We start from the raw sequence: 22662 nt of genomic DNA, 5'->3' as shown, positions 1-22662 counted from the left end.
GATTTTTAATCAATGGCAAATCGAATTCTTATCGTGGATGACGCTGCATTTATGAGAATGATGATCCGTGATATTTTGACTAAAAACGGTTTTGAGGTAGTCGGAGAGGCCCAGGACGGATCCCAGGCGATCGAGAAGTTTAAAGAGCTTCGTCCGGACCTGATTACGATGGATATTACGATGCCGGAAATGGACGGGATCGCCGCGCTGAAAGAAATCAAAAAGATCGACCCGGCCGCGAAGGTCATCATGTGCTCCGCCATGGGGCAGCAGGCGATGGTCATCGACGCCATCCAAGCAGGCGCGAAGGATTTTATCGTCAAACCGTTCCAGACCGACCGCGTTATTGAAGCTATCAATAAGACGCTGGGAGTTTAGGACTTTAGATGAGTAATCCAGATACGCCGCTTCCTGGCTCCGGTAATTACGCCCTCAGCCTGGTTTATGTCATCATCGTCCTGGCGGTGATTATTGCACTCATTATTCTTCTGATCCGTTTTCTCGGCCGGAAAAATAAAACTTGGTTCAGCAGCCGTTCGATCCGGACGCTGGGGGCTGTCGGGCTGGGGCCGAACAAATCACTCCAGGTCATTGAAATCGGCAGCAGCGTATATTTGGTCGGCGTAGGCGAAGACATTCGCCTCGTCGATAAAATTACCGACCCTGACGAGGTCGCCGTCATCCTGGCATCGTTTGAACAGGATCCGGCATACTCGCAGAACGGGTTATCACCTTTGGTGGCCAAGCTTGCTGCAAAGCTGCGCAAAACGGGACCGGTATCCGAGGAGATCAGCCTGGAGGAAACGCCGGAATTTCATGAAGTATTTGACGAGAAGCTGCGCCGGATGTCAAACCGTAAAGAGAAGATGGAAGAGCTCCTGCGGGAAGACAATACTACAGATCGGTTGAGGGAGCCATGAAAAAGAAGGTTTTGTTCGTTTGTATCATCGTTACATTGATCAGCCTGCTCTCGGTGACGGCCGCCTTTGCGGATCCGATACCGAATATCGATATCCAGGTAGGGGACTCCGGAGGGAAGCCAAGCACCAGCTCGCTCTCGATTCTGCTTCTCATCACGGTCATCAGCATCGCGCCGGCGCTGCTTGTGCTGATGACCAGTTTTACGCGGATCGTGATCGTGCTCGGTTTTGTCAGAACGTCGCTTGGAACTCAGCAGATGCCCCCTAACCAGGTCATCGTAGGGCTGGCTCTTTTTTTGACGCTGTTTGTCATGACGCCAACCTTTTCCTCCATCAATGATGTGGCCCTGCAGCCGTATTTAAAAGGAGAACTGACACAGACGCAGGCTTTGGATAAAGCAGCGGAACCGATGAAAAAATTCATGTTCTCCAACACAAGGGAGAAGGACCTGCTGCTGTTTATGAAATATACCAAGATCGAAAAGCCGAATACCTACAAGGACATTCCGCTCACGGTCATGGTGCCGGCGTTCGCGATCAGCGAGCTCAAAACGGCCTTCCAGATGGGATTCATGATCTTTATTCCATTTCTCATTATAGATATCGTCGTATCCAGTACCTTGATGGCGATGGGCATGATGATGCTTCCGCCGGTCATGATCTCGCTGCCGTTTAAAATTTTGCTGTTTGTGCTGGTGGACGGTTGGTATTTGGTCGTCAAGTCGCTGCTGATGAGCTTTAATACCTGAATGAGTATGAAGAAGGGGCGGGATGCTCAGCCATGAATTCGGAATTTATTATCGGTCTCGCCGGCCAGGCGGTATATACCGTGCTGAAGGTCAGTGCGCCCATGCTGCTGCTGGGACTCATCGTCGGTCTGGTGATCAGCATTTTCCAGGCGACAACCCAAATTCAGGAGCAGACGCTGGCATTTGTGCCAAAGATCGTGGCCGTACTGCTGGCGATTCTTTTCTTTGGGCCATGGATTCTGACGACGCTGGTGGATTTCACTTTTAACATTTTGGACAACTTGTACAAATATATCGGATAGGCGGACTTATTCATGAACATGCTGCTGGAAAGTCTGCCGGTTTTTATGCTTATTTTTTGTCGAATTACAGCCTTTTTTGTTGTCGTTCCGGTGCTTTCTTCCAAAGGAGTCCCGAATATTTTCAAAATAGGCATCGCTTTTTTCGTATCTGCGCTTGTGTACCTAACTTATGGCGTGCATCAGAGCGTTCCGGCAGATGTGACGTACGTCCTCTTGATCATCAGGGAAGTGCTGATCGGGCTGCTGCTCGGATTCGTCGCCTATGTGCTGTTTATGGTGATCCAGACGGCCGGCTCCTTCATCGACATCCAGATCGGCTTCGGGATCGCGAACGTGCTGGACCCAATGACGGGCACCTCAGCGCCCATGCTGGGCAACTTCAAGTACATGTTCGCCCTGCTGCTGTTTTTGACGATGAACGGGCACCACTATTTGCTGGACGGCATCATCCGGAGCTATGACTGGGTTCCGCTTTCCAACGACTTGTTTATGAGAATGGCGGACGGCAGCTTGTCGGAATTTTTGATCAAGACGTTCGGCCAGTCGTTTGTCCTTGCCTTTCAAATGTCGGCTCCGCTCGTCACGGCGCTGTTCCTGACAGACATCGGGCTGGGGTTTCTGGCACGCACCGCACCGCAGTTTAACGTATTTGCCGTCGGGATGCCGCTGAAAATTATTGTCGGACTGATGATTCTGTTTTTGCTGGTACCGAGCTTTTCCTATATTTTCGGCGATTTGTTCGGAATCATGTTTGAGTCGATGCAGACGCTTCTGGGGATTATCGGTCACAAGCCTGCGTAATGTGAGGATGGAGGGAAGGAACGTGTCCTACAGGTATCCCCTGGATCTGCAGCTGTTTGGCGGAGAAAAAACCGAAAAAGCGACCCCGAAAAAACGGCAGGATACCCGGAAAAAGGGCCAGGTCGCCAAAAGCCAGGATTTAACCGGCGCGGTCGTTCTGCTGGCTTCCTTTTTCAGCCTTCTCATGTTCGGCTCATCGTTCAAGGAGCGGCTTGTCGGACTGTTCAAGGACATTTTTCTGAACCGCCTGACCATGGATTTGTCGATTAACAACGTCATGAGCCTCGCCGTGGAATACGGTATCGACATTTTGCTGCTGCTGGCTCCGGTGTTTCTTACCGTCGTCGTTATGGCGCTCGCCGCCAATTTGATGCAGGTCGGTTTCATGCTGACGGGGGAATCGCTGAAGCCCAAATTCAGTAAGCTGGACCCGATCAAAGGGTTTAAAAATATTTTCTCGGTCCGTTCTCTGGTCGAGTTCGCGAAATCGATCTTAAAGCTGGTGATCATCGGCTTTCTCGTTTATCAAACGCTAAGAGGAGCGATAGCGGATATCGGCAAGCTGTCCGAGGTTAATATTGAGAAGACGTTTCATTTTGTGGCCAGTTTGACGATGACGCTCGGCCTAAAAATAGGGGCCGCCCTGTTTGTGATGGCTGCACTGGATTTTTTGTATCAAAAGTATGAGTTCGAGAAAAGCATCCGGATGTCGAAACAGGACATTAAAGACGAGTATAAAAAAATGGAGGGGGATCCGCTGATCAAGGGGAAGATCAGGGAGCGGCAGCGCCGGATGGCGATGCAGCGGATGATGCAGGAAGTGCCGAAGGCCGACGTCGTCATCACGAACCCGACCCACTTCGCGGTGGCCCTGAAGTACGAGGGCTCGAACATGGAAGCCCCGCAAATCGTAGCCAAAGGGCAGGATTTTGTGGCTCTGCGGATCAAGGAGATCGCCAAGGAAAACGGCGTGATTACGATGGAAAACAAGCCGCTGGCCCGTGCGCTGTTTCAAAGGGCGGAGATTGGGGACTCGATTCCCGCCGATTTGTTTCAAGCCGTGGCTGAAGTACTGGCTTATGTATATAAATTAAAAGGCAAAGTGAGATAAGGGATCGGAGGTAAGGAAGCTTTGAAATTAAAAGAGATAACGATACTGACCGGCGTCATCGGCATTGTAATGATGATGATTCTTCCGATCCCGTCCTGGCTGCTCGACGTGCTGCTGGTCATCAATATTTCGCTCGCGCTCATTATTTTGCTCGTCGCGATGAATACGCAGGAAGCGCTGCAGTTTTCCATTTTCCCTTCGCTTCTGCTCATTACGACGCTGTTCCGGCTGGCGCTGAACATTTCGACGACCAAGCTCATCCTGTCCGAGGGCTTTGCCGGCGACGTCGTCAAAACGTTCGGCAGCTGGATCGCCAGAGGGGAAATCGCCGTCGGCTTTATCGTCTTTCTGATTCTGGTCGTCGTGCAGTTTATCGTCATCACGAAGGGATCGGAACGCGTGGCGGAAGTCGCCGCCCGGTTCACACTCGATGCGATGCCCGGCAAGCAGATGAGCATTGACGCCGACCTGAACGCCGGCATGATCAATGAGCAGCAGGCCAGGGAGCGGCGCCGCAAAGTAGAACGCGAAGCGGACTTTTACGGCGCGATGGACGGTGCGAGCAAGTTCGTCAAAGGGGACGCGATTGCGAGCATCATCATCCTGCTGATCAACCTGGTCGGCGGTTTTATTATCGGGATCGCCATGCGGGGCCTGTCCTTCCAGGATGCGATGTCCACCTACTCGGTATTAACTATCGGGGATGGTCTGGTCAGTCAAATTCCCGCACTCTTAATTTCAACGGCTTCCGGTTTGATCGTGACGCGTTCTTCTTCGGAAGGCAATTTGGCGAACGATCTGACCAAACAGCTGCTGTCGTACCCGAAGCTGCTGTACATTGTGGCAGCGACGATTGCCCTCCTCGGGCTGTTTACTCCGATTCATCTCATCACGACGCTTCCGCTGGCCGGGCTGCTCGCTTTTGCCGCTTACCGGATGCAGCGGAACATGGACAAAAAGCAGATCGAGGTAGAACAGCTGGAAGAGGAACAGCAGATCGAAGAGGTGCGCAGTCCGGAAAGTGTCATCAACCTGCTGCAGGTGGACCCGATCGAATTCGAATTCGGTTACGGATTGATTCCTTTGGCGGATACACAGCAGGGCGGAGATTTGCTTGACCGGATCATTATGATCCGCAGGCAGTGCGCCTTGGAGCTGGGACTTGTGGTCCCGGTGATCCGGATCCGCGACAATATTCAACTAAAACCGAACGAATATGTCATTAAAATTAAAGGGAATACCGTCGGAAGCGGTGAATTACTATTAAATCACTACCTGGCCATGAGTCCCGGGTACGATGACGAATCGATCACAGGAATTGAAACTTTGGAACCAGCTTTCGGACTCCCGGCCTTGTGGATTGACGAAGCGACGAAGGATCGCGCGGAGCTTTCGGGCTATACGGTAGTGGATCCGCCGTCCGTTGTGGCGACCCATTTGACCGAGCTGATCAAAAAGCATGCCCACGAGCTGCTTGGACGGCAGGAGACGAAAACGCTGGTCGACAATTTGCGCGAAAATTATCCGGTTCTCGTCGACGAGCTCATTCCGTCGGTGCTGTCGATCGGAGATGTTCAGAAAGTATTGGGCAAGCTGCTTCGTGAGAAAATTTCGATTCGGGATTTGGTGTCGATCTTTGAAACGCTGGCCGATTACGGCCAATATACGAAAGACCCCGATGTGCTGACCGAGTATGTGCGGCAGGCATTGTCCCGCCAAATTACGCAGCAGTTCTCAAGGGAAGGCGAGACGCTCAAGGTCATTACGGTAGGGCCGACGCTGGAGAAAAAGATTGCCGACAGCGTCCAGCAGACGGATCAGGGGAGCTACCTGGCGATGGACCCGGTATCTACCCAGACGGTGTACCAGAAACTCAGCGAGCAGATCAACCGCCTGCTTCAATCGGGACAACAGCCCATTTTGCTTGCCTCGCCGACCATCCGGATGTATTTGCGTCAGGTGATCGAGCGGACCATGCAGGATATTCCGGTTCTTTCTTACAGCGAGCTTGAACCCAATGTAGAAATTCAAAGTGTCGGAGTGGTGAACTTATGAGAGTAAAGCGATATGTGGTCGATACGATGCCTGAAGCTATGCTCCAAATCCGCAATGACCTGGGCAGCGATGCCGTCATTCTGAGCACGAAGGAGACCAAGCTGGGCGGCTTCCTGGGCATGTTTAAGAAGAAAAAAATCGAGGTCATCGCCGCGGTGGAAGCAGACGAACAGGCGAATACAGCAACGAAACAGCGGCAGGCGCAGGCCCCGGCTCCTCAAAAGGCGGCCGTCCCACAGAAGGCCGTGCCGCAGGCATACAAGAAGACCGCCGAGCTGACCCTTGCCGCAACCGGCGCCAAGGTTTCTGCTGATCAAGCCCAGCCGGAGGCCGCTCCTGCTCGTCCGGAGCCTCGGGGGGCGGAGATGACATCCGTTCAAGCCGGCCAGTTCGTGACCCAGACGGCAGGTTATGGGGAATCAGCAGCTGCGAACGAGACGCCGCCTTCCAACGTAACGTTCCCTCTTTCGGAACGGGGGCAGATCACCGGAGGGCTCAGGCGCTCTGAACAGCCTCAGCCGGCAGAGGATAGAGAGCCGGAGGCCAGAAACAGCGTAGAGGCCAAGCTGCTGGAAGAGCTGCAGGAAATGAAGGCGTGGATGGCCAAAATTTCCCGCCAGTCGATGATGAAGCAGCAGCTGCCGGCTGTGCTGGAGAAGCTGCAGGAGCGGTTGATCCAGCAGGAGGTCGATTTCGACCTGATCGAGGAGTGGATTACCTCCTCCTTCGATCATTGGGAAGAGAGCGGCCGGACGCTCGGGGATGCGGAATTGTTTGCACATGTACGCAGCCAGGTGCTGGCGTTCCTTTCGGAGCGGTTTGGCGGAGGCATTGCCAATCGCACTCGGATCGTCTATGTCGCAGGTCCTACGGGGGTCGGCAAAACGACGACCATCGCCAAGCTGGCTGCGGAACAGCTGCTGCGTTTTCACCGCAAAGTTGGCCTGATCACATCCGACACCTACCGGATATCCGCGGTTGACCAGCTTCGGACGTACGCCTCCATTCTGAATGTCCCGCTGGAGGTGGTGCAGTCGCCCGGTGATATGCAGCGGGCGTTTCAGCGCCTTCAGGACTGCGACATCATCCTGATGGACACGGCCGGCCGCAACTATCGTAACGAACTGCTCGTCTCGGAGCTGCAGAGCCTGTTTTCCGCCATAACGGACCACAGCGAAACCTATCTGGTGCTCAGCCTGACATCCAAGAGCCAGGATATGAAGAAGATCACAGAACACTTCAGCAAGTATGGGCTGGACAAGGTGGTCTTCACCAAGCTGGATGAGACCGGAAGCTGCGGCTCCGTCTTTAACCTGATCCGGGAATACCCGCTGTACCTGTCCTACATGACCAACGGCCAGAACGTGCCTGAAGACCTTCTGCTCCCTGACAGCAAGAAGCTGTGCGGTATGCTGCTTGGAGAAGAGGCGCCATGATGGATCAGGCACAAGCATTAAGGGATTTAATCCGGCAGCAGGGATCCGGCGGGAGAGGAGCCGAAGCCGGAATGGAACCGAGGCTGCCCGGGAAGGGGAAAACCGCCAAGCTGATCACTGTCACGAGCGGAAAGGGAGGCGTAGGCAAATCGAACTTTACGCTTAACTTTGCCCTTGCCCTGCAGGCGATGGGACGGAAAGTGCTGGTGTTTGACGCCGATATCGGTATGGCCAATATCGATGTGCTGATGGGCATCTCGCCTCAATTCAACCTGTACCATTTACTCCAGCGTGAGAAGTCGGCGAGCGAAATCATCGAGAAGGGACCGCATTCGTTGTCTTTTATCGCCGGCGGCTCCGGGTTATCCGAGCTGCTGTCACTCTCCGAGCAGGATCTGGCTTATTTTACGGAGCAGATTGAAGGACTGGCAGACGAGATGGACTATATCATCTTCGATACCGGGGCGGGGCTTTCCAAGGAGAACCTGAATTTTATCCGTTCGGCGGATGAATGCCTGGTTGTGACCACCCCGGAGCCGACCTCGATCACCGACGCCTACGCTTTAATCAAGGTGGTCAGCGGCGCGGAACCGGGCGTTACCTTCAAGCTGATCATTAATCGGGCGGGAGATGAGAAGGAAGCGGCTCAAACCGCCGACAAAATCGCCATGGCGGCCCGGCGTTTTCTGGGCGTGGAAACGACCATGCTGGGTTACATCGCAGATGACAGTCATGTTGTACAAGCTGTGAAGAAGCAGGTTCCCTTTTCCCTTGCATACCCGAACTGCAATGCAGCGAAGGATCTGCAGCGGATCGCATACCGTTACTTGCTCGTACCGGCTCCCCCGGAACCAAGTGCCTTGACAGGAATCAAAGGGTTTATGCATAAATGGCTTCGTCGTACAAAATGATTTTCTGTACTAAGGAACAGAGGTGAACAAACGGCATGACGCCATACAAAGTCATAGTAGTGGACGACTCGGCTTTCATGCGGAAGATCGTATCCGATCTCATTGAAAAGGATCCCGCATTTCGGGTCGTTGATACGGCCGTTAATGGAAAGGAAGCCGTAGACAAAATTTTAAGCCAGCAGCCGGACATCGTCACGATGGATGTGGAGATGCCGGTGATGAACGGGCTCGAAGCGCTTACGGTCATTATGCAGGCGCATCCGCTGCCGGTAATCATGCTGTCCGGCATCAATGAGGCCGGCATGAGGGAGACGATCAAGGCGCTTGAAGCCGGAGCGTTTGATTTTATCCGCAAGCCGTCCGTAGCGCATGCGCAGCAGATCGATGACGTTCGGGATGCCCTGCTTGAGCAGATGAAGGCAGCTATGGCGGCCAAGGAACGGAGAGCGCTTTGGAAAGCGGAGGAAGAGAAGCGGAAGAACAAGCCCGCTGCGGCAGCACCGGTGTCAACGCCAGTCCTGCCAAAGCTTGGGCGGAAGCGTCCGCTCCCGGACCTTGCGAAAGAACCCGGCGCTCGTAACGGGGCAGCCGCGCAGGAGAGCGCTCCCGATAAGGAGGTTGTCCTGAGGCAGCCTGACAAGCCCAAGGCGACGAAGCTTTCCAAGCCTGGAGTTGGAAAGAAACATCAGGACTCCCCGAATAGCAGGACAACGCGCGAACTGACGCACCAGGTGCTGGAATCCGCTCCTTCGGCGGAAGAAGCGAAAACAACCAAGCCGGCGGGAACGGATGCCGCCAAGCCCAGCCGGACAGCGGAGGGCAGGGCAGCAACCGCGTATACGCAGCTTGTTGCGGTCGGCTGCTCCACGGGCGGACCGCGGGCGCTGAAGACGCTGCTTGAGGGCATACCGGCCGATTTTCCGGCACCCGTTGTCATCGTGCAGCATATGCCGCCCAATTTTACGAAATCCCTCGCCCAACGGCTGAATACGTTCAGCCCGCTGACCGTGGTTGAAGCCGAGCAGGGAATGGCATTGGAGCCAGGGTTCGCTTATATTGCCCCGGGCGGCTATCATACGAAAATCGTGCCGGATCCGAGCCGGGGCTTAATGATCTCGCTGACAGAGGAGAGTCCGGTGGGCGGCCACCGTCCGTCGGTGGATGTCATGTTCGAATCCCTGCTTGAGCTTCCATCCCTGAAACGCCATGTGGTGCTGATGACCGGGATGGGAAGCGACGGGGCAAAGATGATGAAGCGGCTGTACGATGCCGGGGTTACCAGTACGTTCGCGGAGAGCGAGGAGACCTGTATCGTATACGGCATGCCGCGTTCCGCAGTGGAACTTGGCTGCGTGAGTCATGTGTTACCGCTTCACAATATTGCCGCAGGGCTCGTCCAGGCTGTAGGCAACGGAAAGCAAACTTATTAGGAGGTGTCTCATAATGGACATGAATCAGTATTTATCCATGTTTATCGATGAGTCCAATGATCATCTGCAATCCTTGAATGAAAACATGCTGCTGCTCGAACAGACACCGAATGATCTCTCCATCGTCCAGATTATTTTTCGCTCGGCTCATACGCTGAAAGGGATGGCGGCTACGATGGGCTTCGAGGACCTTGCATCGCTGACCCACCAAATGGAGAACGTGCTCGACCTGGTACGGAACGAAAAGCTGGTGATGCAGGACTTTATCTTCGACACGCTGTTTAAAGGGCTTGATGCACTTGAGGCCATGGTGGAGGATATTACCCAGGGCGGCGAAGGGAAAGCCGACGTGTCGGCAATCGTTGCCGACCTTCAGGCGATCGTTCGCGGAGAAGCCCCTTCCGCCGGCAGCGCGAAGTCCGCAGGTTCCGCTCCGGCCAAGCAAGAAACCAATACAGCCATCCAGCTTGATGAATTTCAATACTCCGTTTTACAGCAGTCCATAGGGGAAGGGCACCGCGTGCTGTATATTGACGTCGCCATTCGGGACGATTGCCAGCTGAAGGCGGTCCGCGCCTATATGGTGTTTGATTTGCTGGAGAAGTCCGGCGAAGTCATTAAGTCCCATCCAACCGTGCAGGATATTGAGCAGGAAAAATTCGAAAAAAGCTTCTCACTCTACTACATAACACAAAAAGATCCTGCCGAACTCAAACAGCAAATTTTGAACGTTTCGGAGATTGACCAAGCCTCAGTAGTAGAACTCGATCACGAATCCCTGCAGCAAATGGCCGAGATGGGGGCGGCATCCGCTCAATCCGCGGCGGCTGTGGCCGAAGAAACGAAACCTGACACTGCCGCTCCGGTAGCCGCTGCGCCGGCGGCAGAGAGCAAGGAAAACAAGCCTGCGGCAGCCGCCAAGCCGGCCGCCAAAACCGGCGGTGCCCCGGCCCGCACGATCCGGGTTGATATCGAACGGCTCGATGTGCTGATGAACCTGTTCAGCGAGCTGCTGATCGACCGGGTACGCCTGGAACAGCTGGCTTCAGAGGTGCAGAACCATGCTTTGACCGAGACCGTAGAACACATGAGCCGCGTCAGCTCCGATTTGCAAAATATCGTCCTGAAGCTGCGAATGGTCCCGGTCGATACAGTGTTCAGCCGGTTTCCGAGGATGGTCCGCGACCTGGCCAAATCGCTGGATAAAAAGCTGGAGCTGGTCATTACCGGCGCAGAAACAGAGCTTGACCGGACCGTTATCGATGAGATCGGGGATCCGCTCGTTCACCTTTTGCGCAATGCGGTCGACCACGGCATCGAGTCGCCCCAGGACCGGGTTGCCGCGGGCAAACCGGAGACGGGTACCGTACACCTCCGGGCTTTCCACAGCGGGAATCACGTCTTCATCGAAATTGAAGAAGACGGGCGCGGCATCTATCGCGACAACGTCCTGAAATCCGCGCTGAAGAAAGGCATCGTCACCGAGGAGGAAGCCAAGGGCATGTCGGACGAGCAGGTGCACCAGCTGCTGTTCGCGCCGGGCTTCAGCACCGCCGAAAAAATCTCCGACGTATCGGGCCGGGGAGTCGGACTGGATGTCGTGAAGGCAAAGATCACTTCGCTCGGCGGGCAGGTGACCATTTATTCGACACCGGGGAAAGGAACGAATTTCTCGGTGCAGCTGCCGCTTACCCTGTCGATCATCGCCGCGATGCTCGTGAAGATGGGATCCGAGAAATATGCCATCCCACTCAGCTCGATCGTGGAAACCGGCATCGTCAAGAAGGAGCAAATCCGCCAGGTGCATGGCAACAAAATGGTGGATTTCCGCGGATCGATGATCCCGCTCATATCGCTGAGCCGCATTTTTGAAGTTCCTGACTTTAATGAAGAGGACGAAAGCGAAACCGAGATCATCGTCATCCATAAGGGAGACCGTTTGGCGGCTTTGGCTGTCGACGAATTTATCGGACAAAACGAAATCGTTCTGAAAAACCTTGGCAAGTATTTGCCGCAAATCAAAGGGATTTCGGGAGCAACGATTCTGGGCGACGGCCAGGTGGCCTTGATTCTGGATCCGAACGTCTTCATTAAATAGGTAGGTTTGCGGTAAAGGAAGGCTTGCGGCGACGATACAGAGCAAATACGCCGCATTTAAATAAGGAGGTTTAGGGCATGGGAGAAGATATCAAAGTCATTGTATTTAAGCTGGGCAGTGAAGAGTACGGAATCGAAGTCGACAAAGTCCAAACGATTGAGCGCATGCTTCCCATTACACGCGTTCCGAAGACTTACACGTTTGTTAGGGGCGTCATCAATCTGCGGGGCGTCGTCATTCCGGTGATCGACCTGCGGGGGCGCTTCGGCCTTCCGGAAACCGAATATACGGACCAAACGCGGATCATTATCGTGGTGGTAGGAGAAATGGAAGTCGGCTTTATCGTCGATTCGGCCAATGATGTCATCGATCTGAACAGAGACCGGATCGAGACTCCGCCGGAAGTCGTCGGAGGCATTAAAGCCAGATACCTGGACGGCGTGGCAAAAATCGGCGATGACCGTCTGCTCATCATGCTGAACTTGTCCGAGGTGCTGAAGAAGAGCGAAATCATTCAGCTGGAAAGCCTAGAGGAGTAGTTCGTGGAGGTCTTTAAGCATTTTAAGGAATTCAAAATGGATGTCCTGAAGGAAGTCGGCAATATCGGGGCGGGTAATGCGGCAACGGCGCTGTCCCGCCTGCTCGATAAGCCGGTCGATATGGCGGTTCCCAAAGTGCAGCTGCTTCCCTTTGAAGAGATTGCCGACAGGGTCGGCGGGGCCGAGCGAATCGTCATTGCTATTTTTCTGAGGGTGGAAGGCGACGCTCCGGGCAATTTGTTCTTTATTCTAAGCCCGGAAGCAGCCAAAAGCCTGCTGAAGAGGCTGGCCGGCATGCAGGTCGACCAGGACGGGATGTTCGATGAGATGGAGCAATCGGCACTCTGCGAGATCGGCAATATTTTGGCCGGCTCGTACCTGTCCTCGCTCGCCGACTTTACGAAGCTGGATTTGTCCCCTACGGTCCCTGGCCTGGCGATGGACATGGCCGGCGCCGTTCTGAGCTACGGACTGCTCCAGTTTGGCCAAATGGGTGACGACGCGCTGCTGATCGATACGACTTTTCTCGAGGGCGATCATGAGGTGGAAGGGAAGTTCTTTCTGATCCCCGATCCGGACTCGTTCGCGAAAATTTTTCAAGCCCTGGGAGTGCCTCTAGAGAATGATTGAAGAGCAAAGCATCGTTAAAGTAGGCATGGCCGACATGAACGTCGTGCGCGATCCCGGGGTCATCCGCACGCTGGGCCTCGGATCATGCGTCGGAATTACCCTTCACGACCCTCTGCTCAAAATTGCGGGTATGGCTCATATTATGCTGCCGTCCTCAGACATTGCCCGTGAAGGGCAGCTGAATATCGCCAAATATGCGGATACCGCAGTGCCTGCTTTGCTGGAGCGGCTGGTGGCCATGGGTGCCTCGCCTTCCAGAATTGTCGCCAAGATGGCCGGAGGATCGCAAATGTTCCTGATGGCCGGTACCGGGGATACGATGAGAATCGGCCCCAGGAATGTGGAATCATGCAAAATGATGCTGTCAAATCTTCATATCCCGTTAATCGCCGAAGACACGGGCGGAAGTCACGGACGAACCATTGAACTGGATTCAGGCAGCGGAATCCTGTCCGTGCGCAGTGTACAAATGGGTATAAAGGAATTGTAGCCATGAAAGGAAATTTGTTGTTTAACCTTGTGTTTGGTGCTGTCGGATTCGTGCTGACGCTGCTGATCTCGATGGGAAACAACCTGTTTATGACCAGCTTGATCAGAGGACTGATATCCTTTGTCATCTGGTTTCTGCTCGCCTTTTTGCTCCGCTGGGTATGGGGTGTGGTCAGCGTTCCCGATGCGGAGCAGGAGGCAGCAGACGAACAGGAGCGGGGTGCCCGGTTCGATGTGACGACCCCGGATGAGAGCGATGAGTTAAATGATCTGTTGACGCCGAAGCCCGCCTCCGTTCAAGAAGATGGGGGAGGCTTTACACCACTCAATCCGCCGAAGCTGGTTTCGGCGAAAGATCCGGAAGAACTGGCGAAAGCCGTTCGACACCTGTCAGAAAAATAGGGGGTGGGGGAAATGAGCGAGCGCAAAGCTTCTCACCTGAATCATGCCGAGCTCTGGGAGCAATGGAAAGAACATGGAAATATTGAAGCAAAAAAGTCCCTGATTGAGAAACACCTCCACATTGTGGATTATGTTTCCAGCCGCCTTGCCATCGGCCTTCCAAGGAATGTTTCCAAGGATGATCTGGCCAGCAACGGCGTCATGGGGCTGATCGATGCTATTGACAAATTTGACTATAAACGCGGATTGCAGTTTGAGACCTACGCTTCTTTCCGGGTAAGGGGAGCTATTCTTGATTCTCTGCGGCAGGGGGACTGGGTGCCCCGTTCCGTCCGGGAGAAGGCAAAACGGATTGAGGACGCCTATCAGCAGCTCGAACAGAGGCACCTTCGGACGGTGACGGACTCGGAGATGAGCGAATATTTAAACGTGTCCGAGAAAGATTTTCACCAAATGCTCCAGGAAGTTGCAGTGATGTCGCTCTGCTCGCTGGAAGACCCGATTCGCGAGGAGGAATCCGAGACGCGTCTCTCCGTGATGGTCGACGACAAGGCCAAAAATCCGGATTACAAAGTGAACGAGTTTTATTTGCGGGAGTCTCTCATTAAAGGAATTGAGAAGCTTACCGAGAAAGAAAGAACCGTCGTATCCTTGCTGTATTATGAGGACTTATCTTTAAGCGAAATCGCCGAAGTCATGTCACTTTCACCTTCAAGAATATCCCAGCTTCATTCCAAGGCCATTTTGCGGCTGCGCGCAACGCTGGAGAAGAACAGGGATTTACTGATGCAAAACGATTAACCGTTGCACGAGTAGAAAGGAGGAAAACGATTGACAGCTCCAATCGCGCTTGAAACCTATTTGGATATTACCTTTTCGGAGGATAAAAGCGTCGCCTATCTGCAGTTCTCCAAGCGTTCCGAGGATTTTGAGGTGACAGAGGAAGAGCTTCAGCTCTTTTTGAGGAGCCATCAAGTCCAGTTCGGCATGGACCAGGCAGTCCTGAGCCGGATTTGCAGCCATCCTCAGGAGTACATGTTTGGACGGACCGCGATTGCCTTCGGTGAGCAGCCGGTCAGCGGCAAGGACGGCCGGATCGAGTTTGCCTTCAACCTCAGAGATGACAAGGAGCACAGGCCGCTCGAGACCGAAGACGGCAGAGTGGACTATAAAGAACTGATCAGTCTCAACAATGTCATGAAGGGCCAGCTGATCGCCAAACGGATTCCGCCCGAGCCAGGCAAACCGGGACTCAGCGTTACCGGGGAAATGATTCCGTTCAAGCCCGGCAAAGAAGCCTATTTTAAGGTAGGAAAAAATGTGGTGGTCGACCCGGAAAACACAGCCATGTATGCCGCCATCGACGGCCTGATCGCCACGACGGATAAAGGAAAAATCAACGTTTTTCCCGTCTATGAGGTGAATGGGGACGTGGATTACAGCGTGGGCAACATCGACTTTGTCGGTACCGTGGTCATCCGTGGGAACGTTCTGACCGGATTCCGTGTGAAAGCGGCAGGGGATATCCGCGTGGTCGGCGGCGTAGAGGGCGCGGAGCTGGAAGCGGAAGGGTCCATTGAAATTACGAGCGGGATCATCGGTTACAACAAAGGTTATGTGAAAGCGGGCCAACATGTAAAAAGCTCTTTCATCCAGGACGGCAACGTCATCGCCGGGGAAGATGTCATCGTCTCGCAGAGCATCATGCACTCCAACATTCGGGCAGGAAGAAACGTATTGTGCAACGCTACCAAAGGGCTGATCGTCGGCGGCGTCATTCAGGCGGGAGAGCGGGTCATCGCCAGAACCATCGGCAACAGCATGTCCACCATGACGACGATTGAGGTGGGGGTTCTGCCGGAGCTTAGAAACGAGCTGGCCGACCTGCGGGGCAAGATCAGGCAGCTGGTGGAGGCGCAGGACAAGACGGACAAGGCATTGTATTTGTTGAATCAGCTGGCTGCTTCAGGACAGCTACCGCCCGACAAGATGGCGCTTAGGCTCAAACTGAACGCCACCAAGAAATCGAATGACCGTGAGCAGATGGAAGCGAAAGAACGTATACTGGAAATCGAGAAAACTTTGGAAGATTCGGTGCGGGCCCGTATAGACGTCGTGAAAGTGGTCTACGGAGGCTCTAAAATAGTTATCGGCAGATACACCAGATTTATTAAGGACCCGGCGGAACGGGTTTCATTTTATTACCATGATGGCGATATTACGATGGCTCCGTACATTTAATATAAAGTGCGAGTTCAAAAAGGTGTCAAAAGCGGTCTTTTTGAACAATCTCTAAAAAGAAGCAAAGTACTCTGGATACGATTCCTATCGATAAGAGGGGGAAGACGAATGAGTATGAAGGCGGTTGAAATGCAAATTGCGATCCCACGGACCAGCGAGGCCGGGAAGGTGCAAAACGAGCTCCAGCACCGGCCTGCACAGGATCAGCAGTTTTTGGCCGAACAGCAGCTTAAGAAAACGGCGGAAATGAGCAAGCGCAGTGAATCGGTGGACGAAGCGGCGGACGCCGCCGTTCGGGATGAAGGCGGACGGAACAGGCAACGGCGAAATCAAACCGCAAGCACATCGGCAGAGGAGCATGAAGACCTGCAAAATGCGCAGCACCCTTTCAAGGGACATCATCTGGACGTGTCCCTATGATCCGCTGCCCCGTCATGAATATTACAGTCAAAGGAGAGCCGTTACTTGGAACCTTGGTTAATCGTCGTTATATTGGGCGCTGCCGCGTTGGTATATGCCATGATGCTTCCTAAACGGAAGGAGGAGCAGAGCCAGCAGGGCAGCGTGGTCAAGCAGGTCGAGGCTACACTGGAGCAATACATGGCCGAAATTGAAAATGAAAACGTCGAGCTTGTCGAGCTGGTTTCCCAAATGAAGCAGGATATGGCGGCCAAGCAGCTGTCCCAGCAGGAACAGCTGTCGGAGATGCGTCGGCGGCTCGTTTCGCTTGAACAGCAGGTTGCGCAGCAGGATGCCAGGCTTTTGCGAATGGAGAGCCTGCCTGCCGGACAGGCCACGGTTAGCCGTGAAACGGCCGCGGCCGTGGAGCCGGAAGTTTTCCTGGAGTCAGCAGCTGCGGCTGGTGCAGATTCAGAGGGCCAGGATGGAACGGAATCAACGCTGCCTGAGCAGCAGCCATCGATCAAGGACAGGTACCCGGAGCTGTTCGAGTTGTACAGCACAGGCAAATCCATTGATGCGATCGGAAAAATGACCGGCATGCACCGCGGCGAAATCCAGTTGATTCTTCAGCTTGCGAAACAGGAGGAGACGCTGTGATCAGAAATCGGACATTCATGATGGGACTTGGCCTCGGTCTCCTGCTTGGAGCCCTCCTGCTGCAGCTGATGATCCTTGGGCAGGGTACCGGCCGCCCGGCCGGAGAGGCTCCGTCAGCTGCCAGCCTGACGAAGGAAGAGCTTGAGCAGCAGGCGGAGAAGATGGACCTGAAGGTCGTCGGCAAGGAGGATAAGCTGATGACCGAGGAGGAATGGAAGCAGCAGATGGTTGAGCAGAGCTCGGTTCCCAAAGGTGACGCAGCGAAGGCGCCGAAGGCCGCGGACTCGGGTAAACAGCCGGCCCAGCCGGATAAGCCGCAGCAGCCTGCCGCTTCTAAGCAGCCGAAGTCAGTCACTCCGGGATCCGGCGAGGCTTCAGCAGCCAAGCAGCCGCAAACGCCTTCTGTGCCGGCGGCCAAAGCGGTTGAAGTGAAAATCGCCAGCGGGAACAACTTGGAAGACGTCGCAGGCAAGCTGGAGAAGGCGGGGGTCATCGCCGACGCCGACCAATTCGTGCAAAAAGGCCGATCGCTCAAGATCAGCACGAAAATCCAGACCGGCCAATACACGTTTTCACCCGGCGAGGAATTCAGTTCCATCATCGCTAAAATTACGACAAAACCGTCACGCTAACGACAATCGGCTGGACGGTTTTTTGCATGTGAAAAAAGCCGTCCCTTAGGCGTTGCATCGAGCTTTTAGATATGGTATATTAAATGACGGTGTTAAAACACACGCTGTCGGATTTCGTAAAGGGTGCTTTCCATATGGAGAGTCTTGACGGGAAATGAAAGCAGCGGAGGACACAATAAAAAACCAAACTTAGGAGGTGTGTGAAGATGGCAGTTATCTCCATGAAGCAGCTTCTCGAAGCTGGCGTTCACTTCGGTCACCAGACACGTCGCTGGAACCCGAAAATGGATAAATATATCTTCACTGAAAGAAACGGAATTTACATTATCGACCTGCAAAAGACAGTTAAAAAGGTCGAAGAAGCTTTTAACTTCGTGAAAAGCGTGGCAGAAGAGAACGGAACAATTCTTTTCGTCGGCACGAAGAAACAAGCCCAAGACTCCGTCAAAGAAGAAGCAGAACGTTGCGGTATGTACTACATCAACCAACGTTGGCTCGGCGGAACGCTGACTAACTTTGAAACGATCCAAAAACGGATCAACCGTTTGAAAGAACTCGAAAAATGGGAAGAAGACGGCACATTCTCCGTTCTTCCTAAGAAAGAAGTCATCCTTCTACGCAAAGAGAAAGATCGTCTTGAGAAATTCCTGGGCGGCATCAAGAACATGAGAGGCCTGCCAAGCGCCCTGTTCATCATCGATCCGCGCAAAGAGCGCATCGCGGTTGCCGAAGCCCGCAAATTGGGTATCCCAATCGTAGGTATCGTTGACACGAACTGCGATCCGGACGAAATCGACTACGTTATTCCTGGTAATGACGACGCGATCCGTGCCGTTAAGCTGTTGACTGGCAAAATGGCTGACGCTGTGGTGGAAGCTCACCAAGGCGAAGAAACTTCTGCCTAAGTTACAGTTACGTAATATAGACATGAATTAAATGAAAAGGGTGGTTGGTAGGTGGATAACCTCTCACTGCCCTTTTTTTAAGATGAAAACCAAGATCAGGTGTGACGCCTGGCTGAAAAATTAGCATCCTATTTGGAGGGAATATTCGATGGCAGTAAGTGCTAGTGCGGTAAAAGAACTTCGTGAAAAAACAGGCGCAGGTATGCTCGATTGCAAAAAAGCGCTGGAAGAAGCAAACGGTGATATCACCAAAGCAACAGAACTCCTTCGTGAAAAAGGTCTGGCTGCAGCAGCAAACAAAGCCGGACGCGCAGCTACGGAAGGCGTTGTAGAAGCTTATATCCATGCCGGCGGAAGAATCGGCGTTCTGGTTGAAATCAACTGTGAAACCGACTTTGTTGGTAAAACAGACCAGTTCAAAGAGTTCGCTCGCGACATCGCGATGCACATCGCAGCTTCGAACCCGCGTTACGTTTCCCGCGAAGAAGTGCCTCAAGCAGAAGTAGAGAAAGAAAAAGAAATTTTGAAAGCTCAAGCTTTGAACGAAGGCAAGCCTGAAAAAATCGTTGAAAAAATGGTTGAAGGCCGCATCGGTAAATACTACGAAGAGTTCTGCCTTCTGGAGCAATCCTTCATTAAGGATCCGGACAAAACGATTTCTCAGCTGCTGAACGAAAAAATCAGCACCATCGGCGAAAACATCTCCATCCGCCGCTTTGTTCGTTACGAACTGGGCGAAGGTCTTGAGAAAAAAGTCGACAACTTCGTTGAAGAAGTTATGGCGCAAGTTAAACAATAAGAGCCCTTTTTTTGCGGCATCTATAACTAGAACAAGAGAAGAGCGGAACACGCAGTGTTCCCTCTTTTTTAAAAGAGCAGACGTTTTTTCTGAAGAGAATGACATCGGTTTGGTGTGGTGTTTACCGGATAGGGCCCGCCGAACGTTAGTTGCAGCAACTGGCGCCATATGGTGATGTCTTTAAAGTGGAGGGTAAACATTTGGAACAGCCTGTATTTAAACGAGTTGTCTTGAAGGTCAGCGGGGAATCCCTCGCAGGTCAGAACGGTTATGGTATCGATGCGGAAACGATCGGATCCATTGCAGAGCAAGTCAAAGAAGTGGTGGATCTTGGCGTTCAGGTTGCAATCGTCTGCGGCGGCGGCAACATCTGGCGCGGCATCGCCGGCAGTTCCAGCGGGATTGACCGCGCGACAGCCGACTACATGGGGATGCTCGCGACGGTCATGAATTCGCTGGCGCTTCAGGATGCCCTGGAGCAAATCGACGTGCCGACGCGCGTACAGACATCGATTGCCATGCAGCAAATTGCAGAGCCTTATATCCGCCGCAGAGCGATCCGCCACCTGGAGAAAGGCCGCGTGGTCATTTTTGCCGCAGGAACGGGTAACCCGTTCTTCTCGACCGATACAACCGCTGCCCTGCGTGCGGCTGAAATCGAGGCCGAAGTGATTCTGATGGCCAAAAACAAAGTGGATGGCGTGTACTCCGCCGATCCGTTCAAAGACAGTACGGCCGAGAAGTATGAACAGCTTACTTACATGGACGTGCTGAACAAGAATCTGGGTGTGATGGATTCCACGGCATCATCCCTCTGCATGGACAACAACATTCCGCTGATCGTATTTGCTGTTACCGAGCAAGGGAACATCAAACGGGTCGTTTTGGGTGAAAAAATCGGAACGATTGTTAAAGGGAGCGTAGACTAATGCCAGAAACGGTAAAAAAACACGCAGAAGAACGCATGGAAAAAGCTATCGGCGCTTTGAAGAGAGACCTCGCCACACTGCGCGCCGGCCGCGCCGCCCCGGCACTGCTTGACCGGATCCAAGTGGAGTATTATGGAGCGATGACACCGGTGAACCAGCTGGCCAACATCAGCACGCCGGATCCGCGCACGCTGCTTATCCAGCCTTGGGACAAATCTTCGCTGGCCGATATCGAAAGAGCGATTATGAAGTCCGACCTCGGACTTACGCCAGCCAATGACGGCAACATCATTCGTCTTTCGATTCCGCCGCTGACCGAAGAACGCCGCACGGAACTCGTGAAATTGACGAAGAAGTTCGGCGAAGAGGCGAAAGTGGCGATCCGCAACATTCGCAGAGATGCCAACGACGACATCAAAAAGATGGAGAAAACCGATATTTCTGAGGATGAATCGCACCGTCATCAGGAAGACATCCAGAAGACGACGGATAAATTTATTGCGGAAGTCGACAAGGTGCTCGTAGCTAAAGAAAAAGAGATCATGGAAGTATAAGAGACTTGCGGCCCCTCCTTTTATGGTGGGGTTTGTGTCTTTTTTGCAGAAACCCGCTTGGAGGAACTAGAATGATCAAACGAGTTCGATCGTGGTGGAAACAGAAGGACCCGCAGCTTTTGCCAGAGCGATCCATGGACAACGTTCCTGAGCATGTGGCCATCATTATGGACGGCAACGGGCGTTGGGCCAAAAGTCGCGGGCTGCCGCGAATCGTCGGGCACCAGACCGGGATGAAGGCAGTGAAGCGGGCAACCATTGCTGCCGACGAGCTGGGCATTAAATATTTAACGCTGTATGCTTTCTCTACGGAAAACTGGAAGCGTCCCAAAGACGAAGTCGACTTTCTGATGCGTCTGCCGCAGGAATTTCTGGCGATCGAGTTGGACGAATTGATCCAAAAAAATGTGCAGGTCCGCATGATGGGTGACCGCGATGGTCTGCCGCAGCACACGCTGAATGCCATGGAGGAAGCGATGCGCCGGACGGCCGGCAATGACGGGCTTGTCCTCAATTTCGCCCTCAACTACGGCAGCCGCAAGGAAATGACGGATTGCATGAAAGAGCTGGGCAAGCAGATTCAGGAAGGCGCGCTGTCGCCTGACGAGATTTCCCCGGAGCTGATTGAACGTCATTTGCTGTCGGGAGGCATGCCGGATCCGGACCTCATTATCCGGACGAGCGGCGAAATGCGGCTCAGCAACTTCATGCTGTGGCAGCTCGCGTACAGCGAAATGTGGTTTACCGATATTTACTGGCCTGAATTTAACCGAAATCATTTATACGAAGCGGTTGCTGAATACCAGCGCAGAACGCGTCGATACGGCGGACTGACTTAGCCTGATGGGGGATGAATACCGTTGAAACAACGACTGATCACAGGAATTGTTGCGGGTGTCGTTTTTCTGGGATTTTGCCTGCTTGGCGGCCTGCCGTACCACATTCTAGTCCTGGCGATGGCAATGATCGGATATTATGAATTTGTAAAAATGAACCGGGTATCCCCGTTTAGCGGTACGGCCATGCTGGGATACCTGGGCGTGCTTGTGTTTATGTTCCCATGGAAGCTGCTGGATATCAGCTTTCCGCTTCCTCTCGGGCACGTCATCTGGCTGCTTCTGTTCCTGTTCCTGCTGGTGACCGTCGTTACCAAAAACAAGGTGGGCATTCAGATGACCTCTCTGCTCTTTCTGGGAGCCGTTTATGTGGGCGTCGGCTTTTCATATATTGCCGAATCCCGCAGCGCCCCGGACGGGCACGGGGTGTTTTGGACGTTTTTGCTGCTGGTGTCGATCTGGGCGAGCGATGCGGGAGCGTACTTCGTGGGCAAATGGATCGGCAGCCACAAGCTGTGGCCGGCGATCAGCCCGAATAAAACGACCGAAGGCGCCCTTGGCGGTGTCGTGATCGCCATGTTGACATCGGCGGTCTTTGCGCTTCTGTCGGGCGGTCTCCTCACGTTTGGACGAGCGCTGGCGATCGGCCTGGCATGCGCGGTGGCCGGTCAGCTTGGGGATCTGGTCCAATCGGCGTACAAGCGTGTATACGGCATCAAAGATTCGGGAAATCTGCTGCCGGGTCATGGGGGAATCCTGGACCGCTGCGACAGCTGGATTATCGTATTTCCGTTCGTACATATCATGATGCTGATGCCTTATTAATACGAGAGA

General features: G+C 53.5%; 26 protein-coding genes. All 26 read left to right on the top strand.

All coding sequences use genetic code 11. The annotated features are described in order from the left end of the window. Positions 1–12 precede the first annotated feature (12 nt). The 26 genes from C7820_RS12965 to C7820_RS12840 all read left to right on the top strand — a co-directional run bounded on the left by C7820_RS12965 (position 13) and on the right by C7820_RS12840 (position 22653). Positions 13–378 carry a response regulator gene (locus C7820_RS12965; protein ID WP_076168133.1) on the top strand — a complete coding sequence of 122 codons (366 nt, stop codon included), beginning with the start codon at positions 13–15 and terminating at the stop codon, positions 376–378. Positions 379–386: 8 nt separating this feature from the next. Continuing rightward, positions 387–920, top strand: a complete 534-nt coding sequence (locus C7820_RS12960; RefSeq protein WP_076168131.1) for a flagellar biosynthetic protein FliO — start codon at positions 387–389, stop codon at positions 918–920. Next, positions 917–1669: a flagellar type III secretion system pore protein FliP gene (gene fliP / locus C7820_RS12955; protein WP_089546549.1), complete on the top strand. Its 753-nt coding sequence runs from the start codon at positions 917–919 to the stop codon at positions 1667–1669. Before C7820_RS12960 ends, fliP begins: the two co-directional genes overlap by 4 nt. A gap of 32 nt (positions 1670–1701) precedes the next feature. Then, positions 1702–1971, top strand: coding sequence for a flagellar biosynthesis protein FliQ (gene fliQ, locus C7820_RS12950; RefSeq protein ID WP_076168126.1), 270 nt, complete (start codon positions 1702–1704; stop codon positions 1969–1971). A 12-nt stretch (positions 1972–1983) separates the two neighbouring features. Further along, positions 1984–2772, top strand: coding sequence for a flagellar biosynthetic protein FliR (fliR, locus tag C7820_RS12945; RefSeq protein ID WP_116231249.1), 789 nt, complete (start codon positions 1984–1986; stop codon positions 2770–2772). Positions 2773–2794: 22 nt separating this feature from the next. Beyond that, the gene (gene flhB, locus C7820_RS12940) at positions 2795–3883 is read left to right on the top strand and encodes a flagellar biosynthesis protein FlhB (protein WP_240913006.1); all 1089 of its coding nucleotides are present in this window, start codon (positions 2795–2797) and stop codon (positions 3881–3883) included. A 21-nt stretch (positions 3884–3904) separates the two neighbouring features. Beyond that, positions 3905–5938 (top strand): flagellar biosynthesis protein FlhA, encoded by a 2034-nt coding sequence (gene flhA, locus C7820_RS12935; protein WP_116231248.1) that lies wholly within the window; start codon positions 3905–3907, stop codon positions 5936–5938. After that, positions 5935–7374, top strand: coding sequence for a flagellar biosynthesis GTPase FlhF (gene flhF, locus C7820_RS12930; RefSeq protein ID WP_116231247.1), 1440 nt, complete (start codon positions 5935–5937; stop codon positions 7372–7374). The genes flhA and flhF overlap by 4 nt, the downstream gene beginning before the upstream one ends. Next, on the top strand, positions 7371–8285 hold the full coding sequence (locus C7820_RS12925; protein ID WP_116231246.1) for a MinD/ParA family protein: 915 nt from the start codon (positions 7371–7373) through the stop codon (positions 8283–8285). The genes flhF and C7820_RS12925 overlap by 4 nt, the downstream gene beginning before the upstream one ends. A 35-nt stretch (positions 8286–8320) precedes the next feature. Beyond that, entirely contained in the window at positions 8321–9715 is a 1395-nt protein-coding gene (locus tag C7820_RS12920; RefSeq protein WP_116231245.1) for a protein-glutamate methylesterase/protein-glutamine glutaminase, read from the top strand. 13 nt (positions 9716–9728) lie between these two features. After that, on the top strand, positions 9729–11813 hold the full coding sequence (locus C7820_RS12915) for a chemotaxis protein CheA (RefSeq protein ID WP_116231244.1): 2085 nt from the start codon (positions 9729–9731) through the stop codon (positions 11811–11813). A 77-nt stretch (positions 11814–11890) separates the two neighbouring features. Beyond that, positions 11891–12352 (top strand): chemotaxis protein CheW, encoded by a 462-nt coding sequence (locus C7820_RS12910; RefSeq protein ID WP_076168106.1) that lies wholly within the window; start codon positions 11891–11893, stop codon positions 12350–12352. 36 nt (positions 12353–12388) lie between these two features. Further along, positions 12389–12982, top strand: a complete 594-nt coding sequence (locus tag C7820_RS12905; RefSeq protein ID WP_285855177.1) for a chemotaxis protein CheC — start codon at positions 12389–12391, stop codon at positions 12980–12982. Continuing rightward, positions 12975–13472: a chemotaxis protein CheD gene (locus tag C7820_RS12900; RefSeq protein ID WP_076168100.1), complete on the top strand. Its 498-nt coding sequence runs from the start codon at positions 12975–12977 to the stop codon at positions 13470–13472. Before C7820_RS12905 ends, C7820_RS12900 begins: the two co-directional genes overlap by 8 nt. Positions 13473–13474: 2 nt before the next feature. Continuing rightward, positions 13475–13873: a hypothetical protein gene (locus tag C7820_RS12895; RefSeq protein ID WP_116231243.1), complete on the top strand. Its 399-nt coding sequence runs from the start codon at positions 13475–13477 to the stop codon at positions 13871–13873. A gap of 12 nt (positions 13874–13885) precedes the next feature. After that, positions 13886–14674 carry a FliA/WhiG family RNA polymerase sigma factor gene (locus C7820_RS12890; protein ID WP_116231242.1) on the top strand — a complete coding sequence of 263 codons (789 nt, stop codon included), beginning with the start codon at positions 13886–13888 and terminating at the stop codon, positions 14672–14674. 30 nt (positions 14675–14704) lie between these two features. After that, entirely contained in the window at positions 14705–16114 is a 1410-nt protein-coding gene (locus C7820_RS12885) for a flagellar assembly protein A (RefSeq protein ID WP_116231241.1), read from the top strand. A gap of 108 nt (positions 16115–16222) precedes the next feature. Beyond that, positions 16223–16534, top strand: coding sequence for a hypothetical protein (locus C7820_RS12880; RefSeq protein WP_116231240.1), 312 nt, complete (start codon positions 16223–16225; stop codon positions 16532–16534). 45 nt (positions 16535–16579) lie between these two features. Further along, on the top strand, positions 16580–17173 hold the full coding sequence (locus C7820_RS12875; protein WP_258875224.1) for a hypothetical protein: 594 nt from the start codon (positions 16580–16582) through the stop codon (positions 17171–17173). Next, positions 17170–17805: an endolytic transglycosylase MltG gene (locus C7820_RS12870; RefSeq protein WP_116231239.1), complete on the top strand. Its 636-nt coding sequence runs from the start codon at positions 17170–17172 to the stop codon at positions 17803–17805. Before C7820_RS12875 ends, C7820_RS12870 begins: the two co-directional genes overlap by 4 nt. 206 nt (positions 17806–18011) lie before the next feature. Next, the gene (rpsB, locus tag C7820_RS12865; protein ID WP_076168084.1) at positions 18012–18710 is read left to right on the top strand and encodes a 30S ribosomal protein S2; all 699 of its coding nucleotides are present in this window, start codon (positions 18012–18014) and stop codon (positions 18708–18710) included. A 148-nt stretch (positions 18711–18858) separates the two neighbouring features. Beyond that, positions 18859–19509: a translation elongation factor Ts gene (gene tsf / locus C7820_RS12860; RefSeq protein WP_116231238.1), complete on the top strand. Its 651-nt coding sequence runs from the start codon at positions 18859–18861 to the stop codon at positions 19507–19509. Between the two features lie 200 nt (positions 19510–19709). Continuing rightward, a complete protein-coding gene (gene pyrH, locus C7820_RS12855) occupies positions 19710–20438 on the top strand; it encodes a UMP kinase (RefSeq protein ID WP_076168079.1) in 729 nt (242 codons plus the stop codon). Next, positions 20438–20992 (top strand): ribosome recycling factor, encoded by a 555-nt coding sequence (gene frr / locus C7820_RS12850; RefSeq protein ID WP_076168076.1) that lies wholly within the window; start codon positions 20438–20440, stop codon positions 20990–20992. The genes pyrH and frr overlap by 1 nt, the downstream gene beginning before the upstream one ends. Before the next feature lie 71 nt (positions 20993–21063). Then, positions 21064–21831 carry an undecaprenyl pyrophosphate synthase gene (locus C7820_RS12845; protein ID WP_116231237.1) on the top strand — a complete coding sequence of 256 codons (768 nt, stop codon included), beginning with the start codon at positions 21064–21066 and terminating at the stop codon, positions 21829–21831. A gap of 21 nt (positions 21832–21852) precedes the next feature. After that, entirely contained in the window at positions 21853–22653 is an 801-nt protein-coding gene (locus C7820_RS12840) for a phosphatidate cytidylyltransferase (protein ID WP_116231236.1), read from the top strand. Positions 22654–22662 lie beyond the last annotated feature (9 nt).

Source organism: Paenibacillus sp. VMFN-D1 (assembly GCF_003386155.1).
GTDB classification, from domain to species: domain Bacteria; phylum Bacillota; class Bacilli; order Paenibacillales; family Paenibacillaceae; genus Paenibacillus_AQ; species Paenibacillus_AQ favisporus.
Note: the sequence above shows the minus strand (reverse complement) of the source record. Positions and strands in the feature narration are given on the sequence as shown.